This window comes from Thalassiella azotivora, from assembly GCF_054781695.1.
In genome coordinates, this window is record NZ_BAAGTX010000019.1 from 44854 (window position 1) to 63133 (window position 18280).

Genomic DNA, 18280 nt, shown 5'->3' on the forward strand with positions numbered 1-18280 from the left:
GGCCGGCGCAGCCCAGTCGGGCCAGCCGCTCAGCCGGACGCGCCGCTCACCCGGGCCAGCCGCTCAGCCGGACGTCGTCCCGCCCTCTGGCGCGCACGGACCCGCCGCGCCCCAGTCACCCAGCCCCTGCGCACGCAGCTCGGCGAGCGTCTCGTCACCGAGAGGGTTCACGCCCGGTCCGGCCGCGAGCGAGTGCGCGACGAGCACGTGCAGGCACTTGACGCGGTCCGGCATACCGCCCGCCGAGACCCCGTCGATCTCCGGGACGTCGCCCAGGGCCGCCCGGCGTCGTAGGTAGTCCTCGTGCGCCTGCCGGTACCGGTCGGCGAGGTCGGGGTCCTCGGCCAGGCGCTCGGACATCCGGCGCATCAGGCCCTGCGACTCCAGCGTGCTCACGGCGCCGGTCGCCCGGGGGCAGGTGAGGTAGAACGTGGTCGGGAACGGCGTCCCGTCGTCCAGGCGGGGCACGGTCTCCACGACGTCCGGCTGCCCGCACGGGCACCGGTGCGCCACCCCGACGACCCCGCGCGGCTGTCGGCCGAGCTGGCGCCCGACGGCCGCCAGGTCCTCGGGGTCGGGGCCGGTCACGGCTCGGGCGCCGGCACGGGGGCCGGCGCCGGGTCCGCGGGCTCGCCGCCCACGCCGGTGGCCCGGTCCGCCTCCTGCACCGACTCCCAGAGGACGCCGAACCACGGGCGCTCCGCCGACGCCTCCCCCGCACCCGCCGCCCCCTCGGCCACCACGTCCGGGTCCTGCGGCCCGTCGAGGACGACGTAGCCCACCTCACCGGGCATGACGTACGTCAGCCGCTCCCGGGCCTGGGCGCGGACGAACGCCGGGTCGTCCCAGCGGGCGAGCTGGCCCTCCAGCTCGGCCACCCGGTCCCTGCGCTGGGCGACCTCGCGCTCGAGGGCCGCGATCTCCGCGTCCTGGTTCACCGCGTCACGCAGGAAGGGCGCCACGGCGAGACCCACGACGAGCAGCAGCGCCGCCAGCACCGCAGCCCTGCGCGACAGGCCACGCGGCACGGTCAGCGGCGGCGCCGGCTGGCTGCGGGCGCGAGCGGCGCTGGCCGGCCGCCGCGAGGTCGGGCCGGAGGACACCCGTCCGCTCGGGCGCGCGGGGCGTCCCGCGGCGGCGGTGCCCCGGACCCCGGGCGCGGGGGACCGACGGCCCGGCTCGCCGCCGCGCGGTGCCGTCGGTCGCCGTCCTGCCACCGGTCCCCCTCCTCGCCCTCTACCCCGTCAGCCCGTCGACCCGTCAGCCCGTCGACCGCTCAGCGCGCGTACCGCGGGAACGCCGACCAGCCCGCGTAGCGGGCGGCGTCGTCGAGCTCCTCCTCGATCCGCAGCAGCTGGTTGTACTTGGCCACCCGCTCGGAACGCGCGGGGGCGCCGGTCTTGATCTGACCGCAGTCGGTCGCGACGGCGAGGTCGGCGATCGTCGTGTCCTCGGTCTCCCCGGACCGGTGGCTCATCATGCAGCGGTAGCCGCTGCGGTGGGCCAGCGCGACCGCGTCGAGCGTCTCGGTGAGCGTCCCGATCTGGTTGACCTTGACCAGCAGGGCGTTCGCCGCGCCGCCGTCGATGCCGCGGCGCAGCCGCTCCGGGTTCGTCACGAACAGGTCGTCGCCCACGAGCTGGACCTTCGAGCCGAGGGCCTCCGTGAGCGCAGTCCAGCCCTCCCAGTCGTCCTCGTCCAGCGGGTCCTCGATGCTCACCAGGGGGTAGGCCGCCACGAGCTCGGCGTAGTAGTCGGCCATCTGCTCGGCCGTGCGGGACTGCTTCTCGAACGCGTAGGCGCCGTCCTGGCAGAACTCGGTGGCGGCCACGTCGAGCGCCAGGGCGATGTCCTCACCCAGGCGGAAGCCCGCCTTGTCCACCGCGGTGGCGATGAGGTCGAGGGCGTCGCGGTTGCTCGGCAGGTTGGGCGCGAAGCCGCCCTCGTCACCGAGGCCGGTGGACAGGCCCTTGCCCTTCAGCACGGACTTGAGTGCGTGGTAGACCTCGGCGCCCCAGCGCAGCGCCTCGCGGAAGGACTCGGCGCCGACCGGGGCGATCATGAACTCCTGGACGTCGACGTCGCTGTCTGCGTGCGCGCCGCCGTTGATGATGTTCATCATCGGCACGGGCAGCGTGTGCGCGTTCGGGCCACCCAGGTAGCGGAAGAGCGGCAGGTCGGCGGACTCCGCGGCCGCCTTGGCGACGGCCAGCGACACCCCGAGGACGGCGTTGGCACCGAGGTTGGCCTTGTTGTCCGACCCGTCGAGGTCGAGCATCGTCGCGTCGACGAGCCGCTGCTCGTGCGCGTCGAAGCCGACCAGCTCGGGGCCGATCTGGTCGAGCACGGCGTCGACCGCCTGCTGGACGCCCTTGCCGAGGTAGCGCCCGTCGTCGCCGTCACGCTTCTCCACGGCCTCGAACGCGCCGGTGGACGCACCCGAGGGCACCGCGGCGCGGGCCAGGGTGGAGTCGTCGAGGAGGACCTCGACCTCGACGGTGGGGTTGCCGCGCGAGTCGAGGATCTCGCGGGCTCCGACGGCCTCGATGGTGGCCACGGGTGCTCCTTGGAGTGGACGGCTGGGACGGGGGCTCGCGGCGTGCGGTCCGCCGCGCGCGGCCAGCCTAGTGCGCCGCGCCCCCGACCCGGCCGACCCGGTCGGGCGTGGCGAAGCCGGCGCGACGGAGGGTGAGGGAGGGCACCGCCGAAGCGTGTCGCCGTCCGCCCCAGGGGGCCGTGGCCACCCGCGGACCCTCCGTGATGTGAGCCCGCTCACAGAGCCGGCCGGGAGCGGCTCCTTCCTACCGTCGCTAGCCTTCGCGGCCCGACTCCCAGCCCCACGACGGAGGACCCGTGCACCGGACGACCACACCCACCAGGCGCCGGGCGGCCGGCGGCAGGCGCGCCAGCGCCGCCGTGACCGCCGCCGGCGCCGCGGCGCTGGTGGCCGCGACCGCGCTCGTCGCCGCACCGGCGGACGCGGCCGGCGTCGACACCGCCACCTGGTACGTGCTGGAGAACCGGCAGAGCGGCCTGGTCGCGGACGTCCGCGGCGGGTCCACCGCCGACGGCGCCCCGGTCATCCAGTGGCCGCGCAACGACCGGCCCAACCAGCAGTTCCGGCTGGAGCCGTCCGGCGACGGCTACCAGCTGGTGGCCCGGCACTCCGGCCGGGTCCTCGACGTCTGGCGGTGGAACCGCGACGAGGGCACGCAGCTGCGGCAGTACCGGGACCTGGACGGCGCCAACCAGCGGTTCCGCCTGGCGACCTCCAGCGGCGGGTTCGTGCGCCTGCTGGCGGCGCACTCCGGCCAGGCCGTCGGGGTGCAGGGCCGCTCCCGCGACGCGGGGGCCCCGGTGACGCAGGAGCAGGACCGGCACCAGTACAACCAGCAGTGGGAGCTCGTGCCGGTGGGCTCCGGGGCGCCGGCACCTGCCCCCGAGCCCTCGGCCCCCGCTCCTACGCCGGCTCCCCCCGCTCCGGCACCACCTCCCGCGCCGCCCGCGCCCCCGGCACCCCCCGTGCCGGGCGACGGCCCCCAGGGCTGGGCCTCCCAGGGCGGCGGGACGACGGGTGGCGGCTCAGCCGCACCGACGACCGTGACCAGCGCGGACGCCCTGGCCGCGGCCGTGGCCGGTGACGCGCCCAAGGTCGTCCGGGTGTCCGGCACCATCCGCTGCTCCGGCATGCTGCGCGTCGGGTCCAACACGACCGTGCTGGGTGACGGCCGCGCCGCGGCCGTCACCGGGTGCGGCCTGAGCGTGTACGAGGCGCGCAACGTCGTCATCCGCAACATCGCCTTCAGCGGCTGGGACGACGACGCCGTCAACATCGAGGGCTCCACGAACGTCTGGGTCGACCACAACTCGTTCAGCCACGGCTACGACGGCAGCGTCGACACGAAGCGCGGCTCGGACCTCGTCACCATCTCCTGGAACCGGTTCTCCGACCACGACAAGAACTCCCTCGTCGGGCACAGCGACGGCAACGGGAGCCAGGACCGCGGCCGGCTGCGGGTGACCTACCACCACAACTGGTTCGACGGCGTGAACCAGCGCAACCCCCGGGTGCGCTTCGGCAACCCGGTGCACGTCTACAACAACTACTACGACGGCGTCGGCGCGTCCGGCGGCTACGGCGTCGCCTCCACCACCGAGGCCGGCGTCCTCGTCGAGGGCAACTACTTCGAGGACACCCGCGACCCGTTCCACCTCGGCGAGGGCTCGTCCCCGGACGGCTCGCTGGTCGCCCGGGACAACCACTTCGTCGGCTCGGGCGACGGCGAGCAGGGCGGTCAGGTGGCCCCCGTCCCCTACCGGTACCCGCTCGACCCCGCCACGTCGGTGAAGTCGCTCGTCACCGCCGGCGCCGGGGCCGGCCGACTCTGACGCGGGGGCCCGGGAGCACGCGCGGCTACGGACGTCGTTCGTGCTCCCGGGCCCGGCGCTCCAGGTCGCGGACCGCCCGGCGCAGCGCCGCCTCGGCGTCGACCCCGCCACGACGCGCCGCCACCACGAGGGCGAGCAGCCTGTCGCCGACCGCCGCCGCGTCGGCCGGACCCTGCTCCGGCTCGGGCACGGGGGCGCCCACGCGCTCCACCCGCCCGAGGACCTTGTCCGCCCGCGCGAGCGCCGGCAGCGCGAGGGGGACGCCGTCCAGCACCGACTCGCGCTGCTTCTCGGCCGCCTTGATCTCGTGCCAGGAGGCCTCCACCTCCTCAGGCGTGGACGCCGCCCCGTCGGCGAACACGTGCGGGTGACGGCGGCGGAGCTTGGTGACGATGCCCTCGGCGACGTCGTCGACGTCGAACGGCTCGTCGACGTGCTCCGCGGCGACGCGGGCGTGGAAGACGACCTGCAGGAGCAGGTCCCCGAGCTCCTCGCGCAGGTGGGTCCGGTCACCGGCCTCGACCGCCTCGGCGAGCTCGAACGCCTCCTCCAGCGCGTACGGCACGAGCGAGGCGTGGGTCTGCGCGGCGTCCCAGGGGCAGCCTCCCGGGGAGCGCAGGCGGTCCATCACCTCGACGAGCTCGAGCAGCCGCGCCCCGGGCGGGTCCCAGCCGCCGACGAGCACCTCGACCTGCGCACCGGGAGCGGCGCCGCGGGCCAGCGCGGCGGTCAGCGCCTCCGCCAGCCCGCGGTCCCCGTCCGGCGACACCAGCCAGACCACGGACTCGCCGCCCACCACCGTGGCGAGCAGCCGCCGGGCGAGGTCGCCCGCCGCCCCGCGCGTGACGGCCTGCAGCGGGACGCCCGCGTCGGCGAGGGCCTGCTCCCACCGCGGGTCCATGTCCGCCGCGGCGACGAGCGTCGCCTCGCGCAGCGCCTGCCACGCGGGCCAGCTGAGCGCGCCCGGCGGCGTCGCGACCGGCGTGACCAGCAGCACCAGGCGGCCCGGTTCGTGGAGCGGCCCGTCGAGCGGTTCGTCGAGCGGTTCGTCGGCGGGGACGTCGGACACGTATGCACGCTACCGGGCGTGTGCGAAGGGTCACCCGGCGGTCACTGCTGTGCCGGACGGCCGTCCCGCGCCCGGCCCGACCGCCTACCCTGACCGGGCACGGCACGCCCGCCGAGGGGCGTCCGGGACGAGCGAGGGACTGAGCGGATGCGCGTCGGAGTGGTCGGGTGCGGGTACCTGGGGGCGGTGCACGCGGCGTGCATGGCCGACCTCGGGCACGAGGTCGTCGGCTACGACGTCGACGGGGCCAAGGTGCAGGCCCTCGCCGGGGCCAAGGCGCCCTTCTACGAGCCGGGGCTGGACGAGCTGCTCGAGCGCGTCGGCGCCACCGGCCGGCTGACGTTCACCGACGACCCGGGGGCCCTGCGCGGGAGCGACGTCGTCTTCGTGTGCGTCGGCACCCCTCAGCGCAAGGGCGAGCTCGCCGCGGACGTCACCTACGTCGACGCGGCGTTCGCCATGCTGGCCGCGATGCTCGACGCGCCCTGCGTCGTGGTGGGCAAGTCCACCGTCCCGGTGGGGACCGCGGCGCGGACGGCCGAGGCGCTGGCGCGTTCGGCCCCGCACCTGCGCCTGGCCTGGAACCCCGAGTTCCTGCGCGAGGGCTACGCCGTGGAGGACACCCTGCGGCCCGACCGGCTGGTCTTCGGTGTCGCCGACGGTGACGCCGACAGCGAGCAGGCGCTGCGAGACGTCTACGCCGGGCCGCTGGCCGACGGCACGCCGCTGGTCGTCACGGACTTCCAGACCGCGGAGCTGGTGAAGGTCGCCGCCAACGCCTTCCTGGCGACGAAGATCTCGTTCATCAACGCCATGGCCGAGGTGTGCGAGAGCGCCGGCGGGGACGTCGTCCAGCTCGCCGAGGCGATCGGCTACGACGAGCGGATCGGCCGCCGCTTCCTCGGCGCCGGGCTCGGCTTCGGCGGGGGGTGCCTGCCCAAGGACATCCGGGCCTTCATGGCCCGCGCCGGCGAGCTGGGCGCCGACCAGGCGCTGAGCTTCCTGCGGGAGGTCGACCAGATCAACCTGCGCCGTCGCTCGCGGATGGTCGACCTGACCCGCGAGGAGTGCGGCGGGTCCTTCGTCGGCCGCAAGGTGGCGGTGCTGGGGGCCGCCTTCAAGCCGAACAGCGACGACATCCGTGACTCCCCGGCCCTCAACGTGGCCGCGCAGATCCGGCTCCAGGGCGGTGACGTGGTCGTCACCGACCCGCAGGCGCTGGACAACGCCCGCCGGACGTGGCCGGACCTGACGTACGCGGCCACCGCCGAGGAGGCCTGCGACGGGGCGGACGTCGTCCTGCTGCTGACCGAGTGGGCGCAGTACACGCGGCTCGACCCCGAGGCGCTCGGGGGCGTCGTCCGCGAGCGCCGCGTGCTCGACGGCCGCAACGCCCTGGACGCCGGCCGGTGGCGCGCCGCGGGGTGGACGTACCGCGCCCTGGGGCGCCCGGGCGCCTGAGGTCGGTCAGCCGCGGGCGGCGGACGCCGCGCCCGCGGCGACGTCGTCGAGCAGCACGGCGCGCAGCAGCTCCCCCGCCCAGTCCAGCACGGCCTGGTCGCGCAGCGGCTTGCCGCCGATCCGAGCCGTGGTGGGGCGGGGTACGAGCACCGACCGCACGGCGGGCTTGACCAGGGTGCCCGGGTACAGGCGCTTGATCCGCAGCTGCTGGGAGTCGCGCAGCTCGACCGGGGCGAACCGGATGTGGTTGCCCTGGGCGCTGACCTCGGTGACCCCGGCCTGCCGGGCCAGGACGCGGAAGCGGGCGACGGCGAGCAGGTTCTCGACCGGCTCGCCGGGCTCGCCGTACCGGTCGACGAGCTCGGCGCGGACCTCCTCGACCGCCGCGTCGGTCTCGGCGGCGGCGAGCTTGCGGTAGGCCTCCAGCCGCAACCGCTCGTGCGGCACGTAGTCGTGCGGCAGGTGGGCGTCCACCGGCAGCTCGATCCTGATCTCGGGGAGCTCGGCTCCGCCCTCGCCCCGGAAGTCCGCGACCGCCTCGCCGACCAGGCGCACGTAGAGGTCGAACCCGACCCCGGCGATGTGCCCGGACTGTTCGCCCCCGAGGAGGTTGCCCGCCCCGCGGATCTCCAGGTCCTTCATCGCGACGTGCATACCGGCCCCGAGGTCGGTGTGCTGGGCGATGGTCTGCAGCCGGTCGCTCGCGGTGTCGGTGAGCGGCCGCTCCGGCGGGTAGAGGAAGTAGGCGTAGGCCCTCTCGCGACCCCGTCCGACGCGCCCGCGCAGCTGGTGCAGCTGGGAGAGCCCGAGCAGGTCGGCGCGCTCCAGCACGAGGGTGTTCGCGTTGGAGATGTCGAGGCCGGTCTCCACGATCGTGGTGCACACCAGCACGTCGACGCGCTTCTCCCAGAAGTCGAGGATGACCTCCTCGAGCTTGTGCTCGCCCATCTTGCCGTGGGCGGTGGCGATGCGGGCCTCGGGCACGAGGTCCCGCAGCCGGGAGGCGGCCTTCTCGATGGTCTCCACCTTGTTGTGGACGTAGAAGACCTGGCCCTCGCGCAGCAGCTCGCGGCGGACCGCCGCGGTCACCTGCTTCTCGTCGTAGGCGCCGACGAAGGTCAGGACGGGGTGGCGCTCCTCGGGCGGGGTCGCCAGCGTCGACATCTCCCGGATGCCGGTGACGGCCATCTCCAGGGTCCGCGGGATGGGCGTGGCGCTCATCGCGAGCACGTCCACGTCCGTGCGCAGCGCCTTGAGGGTCTCCTTGTGCTCGACGCCGAACCGCTGTTCCTCGTCGACGATGACGAGCCCGAGGTCCTTGAACCGCACGTCGCCGGTGATGAGGCGGTGGGTGCCGATGACGACGTCCACGCTGCCGTCGGTGACGCCCTCGGTGACCGCACGCGCCTCGGCGTCGGTCTGGAAGCGCGAGAGCGCCTTCACGGTGACCGGGAACGGGGCGAAGCGCTCCGAGAACGTGTCGAGGTGCTGCTGCACGAGCAGCGTCGTGGGCACCAGCACGGCGACCTGCTTGCCGTCCTGCACGGCCTTGAAGGCGGCCCGCAGGGCGATCTCCGTCTTGCCGTACCCGACGTCGCCGCAGATCAGCCGGTCCATCGGGACCGGCTTCTCCATGTCGGCCTTGACCTCGTCGATGGACGCCAGCTGGTCGGGTGTCTCCACGTACGGGAAGGCGTCCTCGAGCTCGCGCTGCCACGGGGTGTCGGGGCCGAACGCGTGACCCTTCGTGGCCATCCGCGCGGAGTAGAGCCGGATCAGCTCACCCGCGATCTGCTTGACGGCCTTGCGGGCGCGGCCCTTCGTCTTCGCCCAGTCCGCCCCGCCCATCCGGTTGACCGTCGGCGACTCGCCGCCGACGTACCGGGTGACCTGGTCGAGGGTGTCGCTGGGGACGAAGAGGCGGTCACCGGGCTGGCCGCGCTTGGACGGCGCGTACTCGATGACGAGGTACTCGCGCGTGGCGCCCTGGACGGTGCGCTGGATCATCTCCACGAACCGGCCGACGCCGTGCTGCTCGTGGACGACGAAGTCACCGGGTCGCAGCTGCAGCGGGTCGACCTGGTTGCGCCGGCGGCTCGGCATCCGGCGCATGTCCTTCGTGGACGCCGCTCCCGCGCGGCCGAGGATGTCGGCCTCGGTCAGCAGTGCCAGGCGCAGCGCCTCGCTGACGAAGCCCGCCTGCGCCGCGGCCGTGGTGACGTGGACGACGGCCGGCTCGGGTGCGCCGTCGAGGGACTCGACGAGCCGGGCGGGGACGTCGGCCTCGCCGAGCTGCTCGACGAGGCGCTTGGCGGGCCCGTGGCCCTCGGTGGTGACGACCAGCCGCCAGCTCTCGGAGGACAGCTCGCGCAGGCGCTGGACGGCGGCGGCGACGTCGCCGCCGTAGGACCGGACCTCGCGCGCCGCCAGGTTGAGCTGCAGGCCGTCACCGAGGTCGTCCGCGCCGGAGTCGGCCGCGAGGTCGGTGTCGGCGGCGAACGGGGTGAGGTGCCACCACGGGACGCCGCGGCGCAGCGCGTGCGCGCGCGTCTCGGCCAGCGTGTGGAAGCTCGCCGCGGACAGGTCGACCGGGGTCTCGTTGCCGGCGGCGGCGTTCGACCAGGCTGCGGCGAGGAACTCCTCGCTCGTGGCGAGCAGGTCGTGCGCCCGGGCCCGCACCCGCTCGGGGTCGACGAGCACCACGTGGGTGCCGTCCGGGACGAGGTCGACCAGGGGCTCCATCCCGTCCACCAGCGCGGGCGCGAGGGACTCCATGCCCTCGACGGCGACCCCCGCGGCGAGCTTGTCGAGCAGCTCGACGGCGCCGGGCAGCCGCTCCTTGAGGGCCTCCGCCCGGCGCCGGACCTGCTCGGTGAGCAGCACCTCCCGGCACGGTGGCGCCCACAGCCCCTCCGGGACGACGTCGAGGGACCGCTGGTCTGCGACGGCGAACGCGCGCACCTCCTCGACCTCGTCACCGAAGAACTCCACCCGCAGCGGGTGGTCGACGGTGGGGGGGAAGACGTCGAGGATGCCGCCGCGGACGGCGAACTCACCGCGCCGCTCCACCATCTCGGTGCGGGTGTAGGCGGCACCGGCGAGCGCGTCGACCACCTCGTCGAGGTCGGCGGAGTCCCCCGCCCGCAGGCTGACCGGCTCGAGGTCGCCCAGGCCCTTGACGACGGGCTGGAGCACGGCGCGCACCGGGGCCACGACGACGCGGACGGGACCGGTGGCGGGGTCGTCGGGGCTGGGGTGGGCCAGGCGCCGCAGGACCGCGAGCCGGCGCCCGACCGTGTCCGAGCGCGGGCTCAGCCGCTCGTGCGGGAGGGTCTCCCAGGCCGGGAAGTCGACCACCGAGTGCGCCGGCAGGTAGCAGCGCAGGTCGGCGGCGAGGTCCTCCGCGGCGCGACCGGTGGCGGTGACGACCAGCAGCGGGCGCGCGTCGGCGAGAGCCGCCAGGACCGGTGGGCGCGCCCCGCTCGGCGCCGCGAGGTCGAGCAGCGTGGTGCCGCCCTGTCGGGCGGCCTCGACCGCCTGCAGCAGCGCGGGCTCGGGCCGCAGGACGTCGAGCAGTCCGGTGAGGCTCATGTGCTCCCTCGTCGTCGGCGTGCGCCGTCACCGGCAGCACGACAGCCCCCAGCCGGGCGGCTGGGGGTGCGGGACAACGGTACGCCCGCGGTCCGACCGGGCACCTCCGCCGGGTCGCCGGCCGTTCCGCGGCAGCGGACGCCCCGCGGGCGGACGGTGACGCTGAGCGACGGGAGGGACCTGCGCGTGGCCGTCTCACCCGGTCGTCGTCCACGAGTTGTCGCGATCGTCCCCGGCCGCCCCGGGCAGGGCCTACGCTGGTTCACGCAGCGTCAGCACCGCCGCTGCGTCCGAGACCCTGGGGGCCCACCGTGAAGATCCGACAGCTCGCGCCGACCGCGGCGCTCTCGATCGCCCTCGTGGGCGTCGGCGCGCCGGCGTTCGCGAACCCGACCTACCCGCCGACCACCCCCGAGCCGACGGAGACGGCCGTGGAGGTGCTCCCCACGGAGCAGGAGCAGGCGGCGGCTGACACCGAGGTCCTCGGCAGCAGCCTCGCCCGGACCGGCTCCGAGCTCGCCGTCGCTGGTGGCATCGGCGCGGCCCTGGTGGTCGCCGGGGCCGGGGCCGTGGTCGTGGCACGGAAGCGCAGCACCGCCCGGCAGTGACCCTCGAGCGTCACCGGCCAGGGCGCCGGGGCTGGGTGCTGCTCGGCGTCCTGCTCGTCCTGGTGGCGGTCGTCGCCTGGGGGGCGGTCGAGGCGCGCCGCGTGGCGTCCGGCCTCCAGGCAGCCGACGAGGGTCAGGAGCGTGCGCGAGCCGCCGTGGCCGACGGTGACGTCGAGCGCGCCCGGGCTGCCGTCGCGGACGTCGCCGCGGGCACGAGGCAGGCCGCGGGAGCCGCTCACTCGCTGCCGCTGCGGCTCGCGGCGGTGCTGCCCTGGGTCGGCGACGACGTGCGCGCGGTGCGCGACGTGGCGGTGGGTCTGGACCGCTTCTCCCGCGACGTGCTGCCGCCGCTGGTGGACGCGACCGAGCGCCTCCAACCGGACCGCCTCGTCGTGGACGGCAGGGTGGACGTGGGTGCCCTCGAGGCGGAGCGGAGCGCGGTCCGCGCCGCCGCGGACGCCGCGGACGTGGTCGCCCGCGACGTCGGCGCGGTGCGGACCGAGGGGCTGGTGGACAGCCTGCGCCCGCGGGTCGAGGACGTGCAGCAGGCGCTGGACGAGGCCGCCTCGACGCTCGGGACGACGGCCGCGGCCGTCGACGTCGTCCCCGTCATGCTCGGGTCGGAGGGGCCGAGGACGTACGTCGTCGCGGTCCAGAACCTGGCCGAGGCCCGCCCGACCGGTGGCATCTTCGGCGCGTGGGCGCACCTGCGGGCCGAGGACGGGCGTCTCACGCTCGTCGGGACGGGGGCGGACGACGACCTCGAGGCGCTCGCCGCCGCCCCGGCGGCGGTGGTCCCCGAGGCCGCGGCGCTGTACGGTCCCGACCTCGCGCTGCTGCCGAACGTGAACCTGACGCCCGACTTCCCGCAGGCGGCGCTGCTGCTGTCCAGCGCGTGGGAGCAGCAGGGGCACCCTGCGCCCGACGGTGTGCTGGCGGTCGACCCGGTGCTGCTGGAGACGCTGCTCGACGCCACCGGAGCCGTCACGGTCGCCGACGGCACCACCGTGGACGCCGTCGGCGCGGTCGACCACCTCCTGCACGACGTGTACGTCGACATCGGCGGGGACAGCGACGAGCGGCGGGACTACCTCGGCGAGGTGACCGCCGCCGTCTTCACCGCCCTGACCACCGACGGGCCGGCGCTGGCGGAGGTGGCGTCGTCCTTGCGCGAGCCGGACGTGCGCGAGCACCTGCTGGTGTGGTCGAGGCACGGACCGGAGCAGTCGCTGCTGGAGCGCACCGGGGTCGCCGGCGCGCTGCCCGAGCCGGACGAGGACACGATCGGGGTCTTCGTGACGAACGCGGACGGCTCCAAGCTCGACTACTGGCTCAGCGGCAGCGTCGTCACCGGACGCTGCGGCGACGTCGGCCTGCACGCGGTCGTCAACCTCACCAACGGTGCGCCGGAGCGCGTGCCGACGTACATGGGCAACCAGCTGGGGGTGACGGGTGCGGCGCTGCAGGACCTCGCGCCCGGCTCCGTCACGGACCGGACCACCCACCGGCTCGTCGTCAGCCTCCTGCTGCCGCCGGCGCGAGGGGTCCAGGGTCTGCGGGCCGACGGGGTGGCGACCGGCTTCGCTGCCGGCACCGAGCGAGGCTGGACGGTGCTGCGCGCCTCGGTCGACGTCCCGGCCGGACGGACCGTCCAGCTCGACTGGTCCCTCAGCGGACGCACGGACCCACCCGACCGGGTGCTGACGCAGCCGATGCTGAACCCGCTCGACGTCGAGCTGTACGCGGAGGTCGACGCCTGCGGTCCGACGTGACGGGGCGACCCGGTGTCGATCCGGCCGGTCGGTCACCCGCAGTGGCCGCGGTGCGGCATCCTGTGCCGGTGCGAACCACTCTCCAGCGGGTCATGCGACGTGCGGTGCTGCGATTCAGCATCCGGAGCCGGCAGCGCAAGGCGCGGCTCATCTCCGACTTCGTGCGCGAGAACGCCGTCGAGACGTCCATCTTCGTCGGCTGCAGCCCGGGTACCAACGAGAACGAGGGCATCGTCGAACGCGCCGTGGCCGAGCGCACCCAGGTGCTCGCGTCGTGCGACGTCCTCCGCGCCACGCCCCCCTGGCCGTTCGTCCTGGCCGACGGACGGCGGCTGCCCTTCGCCGACGACGCCGCCGACCTGCTGCTGGCCAACGCCGTGATCGAGCACGTGGGCGACGAGGCGGACCAGCGCAGGTTCGTGGCCGAGCACGTCCGGGTCGGCCGGTCCTGGGTGATCACCACCCCCAACCGGTGGTTCCCGGTGGAGTCGCACACCTCCGCCGTCCTGGCCCACTGGTCGCCGCGGTGGCGCGCGGGACGCGGGGAGTTCACCCGGCTTCTGTCCCTGCGCGAGTTCAAGCAGCTGCTGCCCGAGGGCACCCGGGTGGTCGGCCGGCCGTGGTCGGCGACCTTCACGGCCCTGTGGACCGACGCGGGCGCCCCCGGGGGCCGTTGACCGGTCCCCGGGGGCGTTCGCGGCTCGCGGCCCTCACATGGTCTTGACGACCACCGCCGCGCCGTCGGTGTAGCGGTTGTTGCTCAGCGTCGGGTGCACCCGGTCGGTCGTGATGATGCCGCAGTCGTTGTACTGGGTGTCACGCCCGAAGCGGTTGTCCCGCACCGTCACCCCGCGCATGTCCGACAGCTTCTTGTGGTTGAGGTTCACGGTGCAGCCACCGCCGTCGAGCCAGTTGCCCTCCAGGCGCAGGGACGTGGCCGCGAAGTCCTGGGTGACCTGGACCGCGGCGTTGAGGTCGCTCGGGACGTCGATCGTGTTGCCGACCGCGCGGATGTTGCTGCCGCCCAGCACCTGCAGCCCGTCGTTGTGCGTGGGACCGCCGCCCTGCAGCGGGTCGGAGGCGAAGTAGTGCGGGTCGTGCAGGTACGAGCTCTCGATCAGGACGTCGTCGCCGTGCACCTTGATGTTGTCCACGCCGCCGTGCACGTGCACCCGCCGCGCGGTGAAGTTGGCGCCCTTGATGCCGTCGAGCATCACCGACGGCTTGGACGGGTAGACCTCGCTGTCCTCGATCACGAAGTTCGTCGCCGACGGCGTCACGGTCACCACGCCGTCGACGCGCACCGCCGGCCCACCGCGGATGATGGAGCGGCGCACCGTGACGTTCGGCGCCTCGACCCGGACGAAGCCGCGCACGTCCAGGCCGTCGACGACCTGACCGGGCGTCCTCAGCACGAGGTCGCCCTGGTGCACCCGCAGCGACGTGCCCGCCGGGACGCCGGTGTTGTCCGGACCCGGCTTGACGGTCCCGGGCGCCGGCGCCGGCGCGGGTGCCGGGGCGGGCGCAGGGGCCGGGGCGGGGGCGGGGGCGGGGCCGCCGGCCGCGGGCTCGGGGCCCGTCGCCACGACCTCGAGCGCCGAGACGGTCAGGCTCATCCGGTCCGCGGCCGAACCGGACAGGTAGGCGGTCGCGCCGGACAGGCCCGGCTCGGTGATGAGGTCGCCCTGGGCGTGCCGGTAGGTCACCATCCACCCCGGCTTGTGCGACCCCTCGGTCCAGGCGCGGGCGGCCAGGGAGACGGGGCCGGTGCCGGCGACGTGGCCCTCGACGCGCAGGGTCTGCCCGGCAGCCACCCCGCCGGGCAGCGGCACGTGCGCGAGGGTGCGCTCGGTCCCGTCGACGACCTGCCGCAGGTCCAGCCGCGCGTCGCCACCCGGCTCCACGCGGACGAGGGCGTGGTAGCGCTCGCTGGCGTCCTGGACGCGCAGGGGGACCCCGACGTAGAGGGGTCCGCCGGAGGGCAGCTCCGGGACGGAGAAGGAGGCGGCGGAGCGCAGGTTCAGCGCGTCGGCCGGCACGGAGACGGTGTGGTCGGAACCCGGGGCCAGGGTCACCGCCGGACCCGCGGCCTGGGCCGGGCCGGTCGCCACGAGGGCGCCGGCGCCCACTCCGGCGGCGACGACGCCGGCGGTCACCAGCCGGCGCGTCCGCGCCGTCAGAAGGGTCATCTTCACGGTTGCTCGCTCAATCCACTCGACGTATCCCCCCTGGACACAGTCGACGATGATGACGCAGGGTGACGGACTACTCCAAATCGGTGACGGTTCCGGGAGGCGGTCCCGGCGGGCGCGTAGCACTATGCCCCATCCCCCCGCCGCCACGGGAGGTACGGCGCACGACACGCGCGCCCGTCCCCGGCCGAGCCGGGGACGGGCGCGCGTCGCGTGCGAGCGGGATCAGCTGGGGGCCATGTACTTCGGCGTCACCGCGGTGCCGTCGTCGTAGCGGTTCCCCGACAGCGTCGGGTAGGCCTTGGTGGTCAGGATGATCCCGCAGTTGGAGTAGCGGGTGCTGGTGCGGGCGAACACGTTGTCGCGCATCGTGACGCCGTACAGGTCGGCCAGCTTCTTGTGGTTGACGTTGACGCTGCACCCGCCACCGGAGATCCAGTTGCGGTCGAGCTGCATCCGGGTCACCGGCGCGAAGTCCTGGGTCACCTGGACGGCGGCGTTGAGCTCCTTGCGGCTGATGATGGTGTTGCCCACCGCGCGGATGTTGTCGCCACCCAGCACCTGCAGGGCGTCGTTGTGCGTCGGGCCGCCGTTCTGCAGCGGGTCCGAGGCGTAGTAGTGCTGGTCGTGCAGGTAGGAGCTCTCGATCAGCACGTTGCTGCCGTGGACCTTGATGTTGTCCACGCCGCCGTGCACGTGCACCCGCCGCGCGGTGAAGTTCGCGCCCTTGATGCCGTCGAGCTTCACCGACGGCTGCGAGGGGTAGACCTCACTGTCCTCGATCACGAAGTTCGTGGCGGTGGGGTTCACGGTCACGACGCCCTCGACCCGCACCGCCGGACCGCCGCGGATGATGGAGCGGCGCACCGTGACGTTCGGGGCGGACACCCGCACGAAGCCGCGCACGTCCAGGCCGTCGACGACCTGACCGGGCGTGTTGAGGACCAGGTCGCCCTGGTGCACCCGCAGCGACGTGCCCGCCGGGACGCCGGTGTTGTCGGGGCCCGGCTTGACGGTCCCGGGCGCCGGAGCCGGCGCGGGGGTGGGCGTCGGAGTGGGCGTCGGGGTGGGTGCAGGAGCCGCGACCGGCGTGCCGACCAGGCCGCTGTAGGAGGCGGCGACCGGGGCGGACGAGCTCGACAGGTAGGCCCACAGGCCCGAGTCACCGGCGGTGGAGACCACGCCGCTGCCGGTGTGGGTCTGGCGCAGCTGCCAGTCGGGGCGGCTCGTCCCGGCCGTCCACGCCCGGGACCGCAGGGACACGGTGCTCGTGCCGTTCAGCTCGGCCTCGAAGTGCAGCGTCTGACCGGGCTTGACCTTCGCGGGCAGCACGACCTCGGTGCCCACGACCTGCTCGACGCCGCTCGCGACGCGGCGCACGTCCAGGCGCAGCGAGCCGTCCGGGAGGACCTTCAGCCGGGGTCGGTAACCGTCCCGGGTCCCGGTCATCCGCAGGTGACCGCCGAGGTACAGGGCGCCGGCGGTGGGCAGCGAGTCCAGGTGGAAGGCCATCGCGACCCGGCCGTCGGTGAAGGTGGTGCCGGTCGCCACGGCGACGCCCTTGCCGGGCTGCGGGTTCAGCGGCGTCCGGGTGGACGTGGTGCTGTCGGTGGTCTCGGGGGCCTCGGGGGCGGGCAGCACCTCCGCGGCGTCGTACCAGCCCAGGACGTCGACGACGACGTCGCTGGACCCGGACCCGAGCTCGAAGGCGGCGCGGCCGGCGTCGTCGAGCGGGATCGTGACGAGGTTGGCGGCGGCGCCCTCGGGACGGCCGTTGACGGCCGACGTCGGTGGCTTGGCGGCACCGTCGGGCCACACGGTCAGGTGCGTGCTGCGGTCGGTGCCGGCGAGGGTCACGGTGGCCAGCACGGCGCCCGCGCCTGCCGGGACGCCGGCGCGACCGGTCAGCTGCACGGACTGGGGGCGCGCACCCTGCAGGCGGGACGCGCCCGTGCCGCGCCGGCTGTCGACCACGCGGCTGGGGGTCAGCGGGTGGTAGGCCGCCCCCTCCTCGCCGTGGTAGCCGACGACGTCGACGATGCTGCGCACCGGGGTGGAGGCGAAGAGGCTGACGGACCCGTCCGCGAGCCGGGTGACGGCGGAGTTGGCGACCGTCCGCCCTGGCACGCTGTTGGCCGTGGAGGTGCCGGGCGTCGTGCCCCCCGCCACGCGACCGGGGACGACGCTGACGTAGACCGGGTCCGCCGGCTGGTCGACGGTGACGTTGAGGACGGCCGAGCCGGTCCCCTCGGGGGACGCGACGGAGACGGGCGACCAGCCCGCGCTGCGCCGGTCACTCGCCCGGAAGGCCTCGGTCAACCGCAGGCGCTGGCCGCTGCCGTCCGCGGGGTAGTAGCCCAGGACGTCGACGAGCAGGTCGGCGGAGCCGCCGCCGGTCACGAGGGTGACGGTGCCGTCAGGGCCGACCGGGACGGTGACCATCGCGGCCCGCGTCTCGCCGGGGACCGTCGTGAGGCTGGAGGTCTGCTCGTGCGGGGCGCCGCCCGGCACCGCCGCGACCCAGCTGTGGGCGCTGGTGCCCACGGCGGTGAGGTTGAGCTGGACGGCGGCGACGCCGGACGCCGGCACCCCGCCGCGACCGAGGACGTCGACGTCGAGGCGCGAGCCGGGGGCCACGAGGCAGGCGCCGCCGGTCCCCAGGCCGTTGCGCGTGTCGAGCAGGCGCTCACCCTCGACCGGCACCTGGCCGAGCCCGGTCGCGGGGGGCTGCGGGGCCTGCGCCCGCACGGGGGCGTCGGGGCAGGCCGCACGGGCCGCCGAGGCGGGGACGGCTGCCACCGCGGTGAGGCCGACGGCCGTGAGGGCCGCGGCCGCCAGGAACGCGGTCGGCCGGACCATCCGCCGCGACGCGGAGGGCGTCTCGGCGCAGGTCTGACCGGGGACGTGACGACGCATGGTGAACCGATCTCTCGTGGGGGGGACCGCTCCCAGGGCATCGACGCGGTCACCGCGGGCCCTGAGGACTGGTCCTTCTCTTGGAGTAATCGAGCGATCACTCACAGTTAACTTCGGTGACGCGATACGCCTTCTGGAGAGTGATCCACGTCACACTTCACGCACGAGCACGCGCGCTGGAAGATCACGCAGCGTCGTCATGGGGCTCGTCTCCCCGGGATGCCCTCAGGCCACGAGCGGGTCCGACATACTCACCGGGCAGGGGACGACCGGGCCGCTCGG

General features: G+C 74.9%; 12 protein-coding genes. 5 read left to right on the forward strand and 7 right to left on the reverse strand.

Annotated elements, in window-relative coordinates; genetic code table 11:
* Positions 1–63 precede the first annotated feature (63 nt).
* The 3 genes from ACYVQV_RS13815 to eno all read right to left on the reverse strand — a co-directional run bounded on the left by ACYVQV_RS13815 (position 64) and on the right by eno (position 2557).
* A complete protein-coding gene (locus ACYVQV_RS13815; RefSeq protein ID WP_461023883.1) occupies positions 64–588 on the reverse strand; it encodes a DUF501 domain-containing protein in 525 nt (174 codons plus the stop codon).
* The gene (locus ACYVQV_RS13820; RefSeq protein WP_461023884.1) at positions 585–1103 is read right to left on the reverse strand and encodes an FtsB family cell division protein; all 519 of its coding nucleotides are present in this window, start codon (positions 1101–1103) and stop codon (positions 585–587) included. Before ACYVQV_RS13820 ends, ACYVQV_RS13815 begins: the two co-directional genes overlap by 4 nt.
* Before the next feature lie 173 nt (positions 1104–1276).
* Positions 1277–2557: a phosphopyruvate hydratase gene (eno, locus tag ACYVQV_RS13825; protein WP_461023885.1), complete on the reverse strand. Its 1281-nt coding sequence runs from the start codon at positions 2555–2557 to the stop codon at positions 1277–1279.
* A gap of 452 nt (positions 2558–3009) precedes the next feature.
* Here eno and ACYVQV_RS13830 point away from each other — a divergent pair, with 452 nt between their 5' ends.
* Positions 3010–4389, forward strand: a complete 1380-nt coding sequence (locus tag ACYVQV_RS13830; protein ID WP_461023939.1) for a pectate lyase family protein — start codon at positions 3010–3012, stop codon at positions 4387–4389.
* A gap of 25 nt (positions 4390–4414) precedes the next feature.
* On the opposite strand, the gene mazG is transcribed toward ACYVQV_RS13830, so the two are convergent.
* The gene (gene mazG, locus ACYVQV_RS13835) at positions 4415–5458 is read right to left on the reverse strand and encodes a nucleoside triphosphate pyrophosphohydrolase (protein ID WP_461023886.1); all 1044 of its coding nucleotides are present in this window, start codon (positions 5456–5458) and stop codon (positions 4415–4417) included.
* A 147-nt stretch (positions 5459–5605) separates the two neighbouring features.
* Between mazG and ACYVQV_RS13840 the strand changes: the two genes are divergently transcribed.
* On the forward strand, positions 5606–6919 hold the full coding sequence (locus ACYVQV_RS13840; protein ID WP_461023887.1) for a UDP-glucose dehydrogenase family protein: 1314 nt from the start codon (positions 5606–5608) through the stop codon (positions 6917–6919).
* A gap of 6 nt (positions 6920–6925) precedes the next feature.
* On the opposite strand, the gene mfd is transcribed toward ACYVQV_RS13840, so the two are convergent.
* Complete coding sequence (gene mfd, locus ACYVQV_RS13845; RefSeq protein WP_461023888.1) at positions 6926–10510, reverse strand: transcription-repair coupling factor; 3585 nt, start codon at positions 10508–10510, stop codon at positions 6926–6928.
* A gap of 311 nt (positions 10511–10821) precedes the next feature.
* Here mfd and ACYVQV_RS13850 point away from each other — a divergent pair, with 311 nt between their 5' ends.
* The 3 genes from ACYVQV_RS13850 to ACYVQV_RS13860 all read left to right on the forward strand — a co-directional run bounded on the left by ACYVQV_RS13850 (position 10822) and on the right by ACYVQV_RS13860 (position 13567).
* Positions 10822–11118: a hypothetical protein gene (locus tag ACYVQV_RS13850; RefSeq protein WP_461023889.1), complete on the forward strand. Its 297-nt coding sequence runs from the start codon at positions 10822–10824 to the stop codon at positions 11116–11118.
* Positions 11115–12890, forward strand: a complete 1776-nt coding sequence (locus ACYVQV_RS13855) for a DUF4012 domain-containing protein (RefSeq protein WP_461023890.1) — start codon at positions 11115–11117, stop codon at positions 12888–12890. The genes ACYVQV_RS13850 and ACYVQV_RS13855 overlap by 4 nt, the downstream gene beginning before the upstream one ends.
* Positions 12891–12958: 68 nt before the next feature.
* Positions 12959–13567, forward strand: coding sequence for a methyltransferase domain-containing protein (locus tag ACYVQV_RS13860; RefSeq protein WP_461023891.1), 609 nt, complete (start codon positions 12959–12961; stop codon positions 13565–13567).
* A 33-nt stretch (positions 13568–13600) separates the two neighbouring features.
* Here ACYVQV_RS13860 and ACYVQV_RS13865 read toward each other — a convergent pair whose 3' ends face one another.
* On the reverse strand, positions 13601–15079 hold the full coding sequence (locus ACYVQV_RS13865; protein ID WP_461023892.1) for a right-handed parallel beta-helix repeat-containing protein: 1479 nt from the start codon (positions 15077–15079) through the stop codon (positions 13601–13603).
* Positions 15080–15307: 228 nt separating this feature from the next.
* Positions 15308–17998, reverse strand: coding sequence for a right-handed parallel beta-helix repeat-containing protein (locus tag ACYVQV_RS13870; RefSeq protein WP_461023893.1), 2691 nt, complete (start codon positions 17996–17998; stop codon positions 15308–15310).
* Positions 17999–18280 lie beyond the last annotated feature (282 nt).